2 protein-coding genes are annotated in these 3,448 nt (G+C 60.2%); both read left to right on the top strand.

All coding sequences use genetic code 11. The annotated features are described in order from the left end of the window. Positions 1-2,010: ArnT family glycosyltransferase (locus tag VAE48_RS06200; RefSeq protein ID WP_322792449.1), on the top strand; the 2,010-nt coding region annotated here is incomplete at its 5' end. A gap of 708 nt (positions 2,011-2,718) precedes the next feature. Continuing rightward, on the top strand, positions 2,719-3,448 hold a 730-nt coding region (locus VAE48_RS06205; RefSeq protein WP_322792450.1), incomplete at its 3' end, for a Yip1 family protein.

Consider the following 3,448-nt stretch of genomic DNA (forward strand, 5'->3'; position numbering starts at 1 on the left):
CGGCTTTCGGCACTGGCGGACGCGCTGGCGATTGGGCTGCTGTACTTGATCGGTAGAAGACTGTACAACCACCGCATTGCGCTGACCGGCGCGGCGCTTTCGGCGCTGGCGGTGATGCAGATTCAGCAGTCCCACTTCATGACGGTGGACAACTTCGGCACTTTCTTCACCATGCTGGCGCTGTACGCTGCCGTGCGCATTGCCCAACAGCCGCCCCTCGCCCGCCGCCCGTATCCGGACGGCGCTTACCGCCTTGTGCCGGCTGCGGCGGGCTGGTTTGCCCTGTTTGGGGCGGCCGCCGGTATGGCGCTGGCCTGCAAAATCAACCTGCTGCCGTTGATTGGCATGGTGGTGGTGGCTGCATTTTTGAGCATTACCGATTTGAAACTGCGCTTCCAGAGCGATCTGAGCCGCATCTTTGGCAGCACCGCCCTGCTGCTGGTGCTTTCCGCCTTTTCCGCCCTGCTGGCTTTCCGGCTAACTCAGCCGATGTCCTTCCGCGCACCGCAGGGGGACACCACCTTCTTTACCCTGCACCTCAATCAGGACTGGGTGGACAGTATGCAGGTTGCCCAGATGGAATCCAGCGGGATTGGCGGCGGCCCGCCCGGCGAACAGTGGGCGGCCCGCCCGGCGATTCTCTTCCCGCTGATGAACATGGTGGTATGGGGCATGGGGCTGCCCTTTGGATTGACCGCCTGGCTGGGATTTGGGCTGGCCGGCTGGCAGGTGCTGCGCAAAGGACTGCTTTACCGCGCCCACCTCATCCCGCTGGTGTGGGTAGGTGGATACTTTTTGTTCATGGGTACCCGCTGGGTCAAGTCCATCCGCTACTTTCTGCCAATCTATCCCTTCCTGGCACTGCTGGCGGCCTGGCTGCTGTGGCAGGTGTGGCAATCGGCAGGCAGCGGCGGCATGGGGGTGGGCCGGCTGACTGTGCGGCGGGTGGCAGCCGGCGGGTTGATGGTCTTTGTGCTGGGCGGCACGCTGATCTGGGCCAATGCCTTCGTCAGCGCCGTCTATCGCCAGCCGCATACCCGCCTGCAGGCCACCGAGTGGATTTTCCAGAACATTCCCGCGCCGGTGCATTTCGAGCTGCAAACCACTCAGGGCAGCCGTTTTCAACCGGTTTCCGTGCCGGATGGACTGACCATCCCGCCCGGCGAGCGGTTTACCCTGACTTTCACCGCCCGCGAGAGCGGCACGCTGCGCTCGGTCACCCTGCCGCGCCTGTTCAACCCCGCCGATTCGCCGGCGCAGTTGCGTTTATCGCTGTACCGCGAGGGCAGCAGCCTCGATCTGCTGACTGAAACCAGCCTGCAGGTACCGCGCGCCGGCGGTGCGGCGCGCGGCAGCCCCGTCCAGGCCGAACTTTCGGGTGGAGAACTGCAAGCCGGGCAGGTGTACACCCTCACCCTGCACAATCCATCCGATCAACCGCTCAAAATTTACCGCCTGACGCTTGCCAACGAATCGTGGGACGAGGGACTGCCCGTGCCGCGCGCCACTTACGACCCGTTCGGCGATTTTTACCGCGGGGTGACGATGGAGGTGCGCTGGTACGACGATGAAAACAAGCGCCAGATGTTCTACGAACGGCTGGCGGAGGTGGATTACATCATCCTGCCCAGCCAGCGCGGCATCTGGAGCGTTGCCCGCCTGCAGCTGACCTACCCGATGACCATCGAATACTACCGCGCGCTGTTCGACGGGCGGCTGGGGTTTGATCTGGCGGCTCATTTTCAAGCCCCGTGGCGCATCGGCAATTTCTATATTTCGGATGTCGGCGGTCAGGTGCGCTGGGGGGCGCCGCCGCGTTTGCCGCTGTTCAACTTCAACTTTTTTGCCGCCGAAGAGGCCTTCAGCGTCTATGACCACCCGCCGGTGTGGATTTTCGTCAAGAGCGAGCGCTTTGACATGGCACAGGTGCGCAGCATTTTGGGCAAATTCGACCTCAGCCAGGTGGTGGTGCAGTCCCCGCGCGATGCCCGCCCCAGGCCGATTCAATGAGGGGGAGTAGTGAGGCGGTGGGGATGATACAGCCTGACGGCGGATGATGGCAGCGGGGGGATGGAATCGGGCGGAAGTATTATTGGCTCATAATACCATTTTCAGGATGAGCTCCGCAATCCGCGCCTTCGTTGAATTCTATAAAATATATATATACGGCTGTGCCGTATAATTTTCAAGTCCTTGGATAAAATATGGCTTTCTCAAAGTTTCTTGACAACTCTGAAATTTTGTATCGAAACTTGAATTGTGGCGAAACGACCCCCACCCACCTCCCCCAATATCGCATTGGCGATATTGGGGGAGGCGCAGGAGGGGGCAAAATCGCTCGACTTGACTTAAAACGCCCGCCGGCTGCGGTTTGACCGGTTTTAACTTTGAGAAAGCCGTGTGGATAAAAAAAAACCATCTTGCCCAAACCCCTTGACTTATGATAGATTCAAAATCAAACCGATCGAAAACGGGAACTTTCCGCACAGCGCATCGTCTTATCTTAACGTGAGTTCGAGATAAGATCAAAACCCGGCATGCAATGCCAATGACCCCCACCTGCACCTCCCCCAAAATCGCAGGGGCGATTTTGGGGGAGGCGGGAGGGGGAAGAAAATTCGAAAGTTGATGTAAAAATGATTTATCCAGAATTGACGTTATTTAAGGTGGAACGGGTAAGCCCGTCAACCGCTGCATTTTTCGTAAACGAGGAAACCCATGGCAGAAACCGAATCGAACGATATCGAAATCATCGAAGAACCCCGTCCGCGCCGGCTGCGTTTTGACTGGCTGCTGCCGGTTTTCTTCCGTCCGGGGCGCACCATGCAGGCCGTCAGTCAGCAGGAAAAAGGCGTCTGGCTGGCGCCCCTGCTGGTGTTGAGCCTGCTGGCGTTGATCGTATCCCTGGCTGGCGGGCCGGCGCGCGCCGCCGCCGCTCAGCCGAGCGGCGAACTGCCGCCCGACTTTCAGTACTGGCCGCCCGAACAGCAGGAGCAGTACTTTCAGAGCCAGCAAAACCGCGCCAGCCCGATGGTCATTTACGGTCTGCCCGCCCTGGGCGCACTGACCGGGGTGTGGATCGGCTGGTTTTTGCTGGGCAGCATCCTGCATCTGGCGCTGACCATGGTCGGCAGCCGCGGCAGCAACACCGCCGCGCTCAATCTGGCGGCCTGGGCAAGCATGCCGTTCGCCTTGCGCTTCATCGTGCAGGCAGTTTACATGCTGACCACCCGCCAGGTGATTCAGGCGCCCGGACTTTCCGGCTTTTTAGCGGCCGATGCCGAGGGCTTCACCGCCTTTTTGCGCCCGCTGCTGGCCCAGGTGGATTTATATACCATCTGGATGATCATTCTCCTGCTGGTCGGCGCGGCGCCGTTGACTGGTTTGGGCAAGGGCAAAACCTGGTTGGCGGTGATTCTCTCGGTGGCCTTGCTGCTGTGTTTGCAGG

Origin of the sequence: Bellilinea sp. (assembly GCF_034432615.1) — a bacterium.
Lineage (GTDB): Bacteria > Chloroflexota > Anaerolineae > Anaerolineales > Anaerolineaceae > Bellilinea.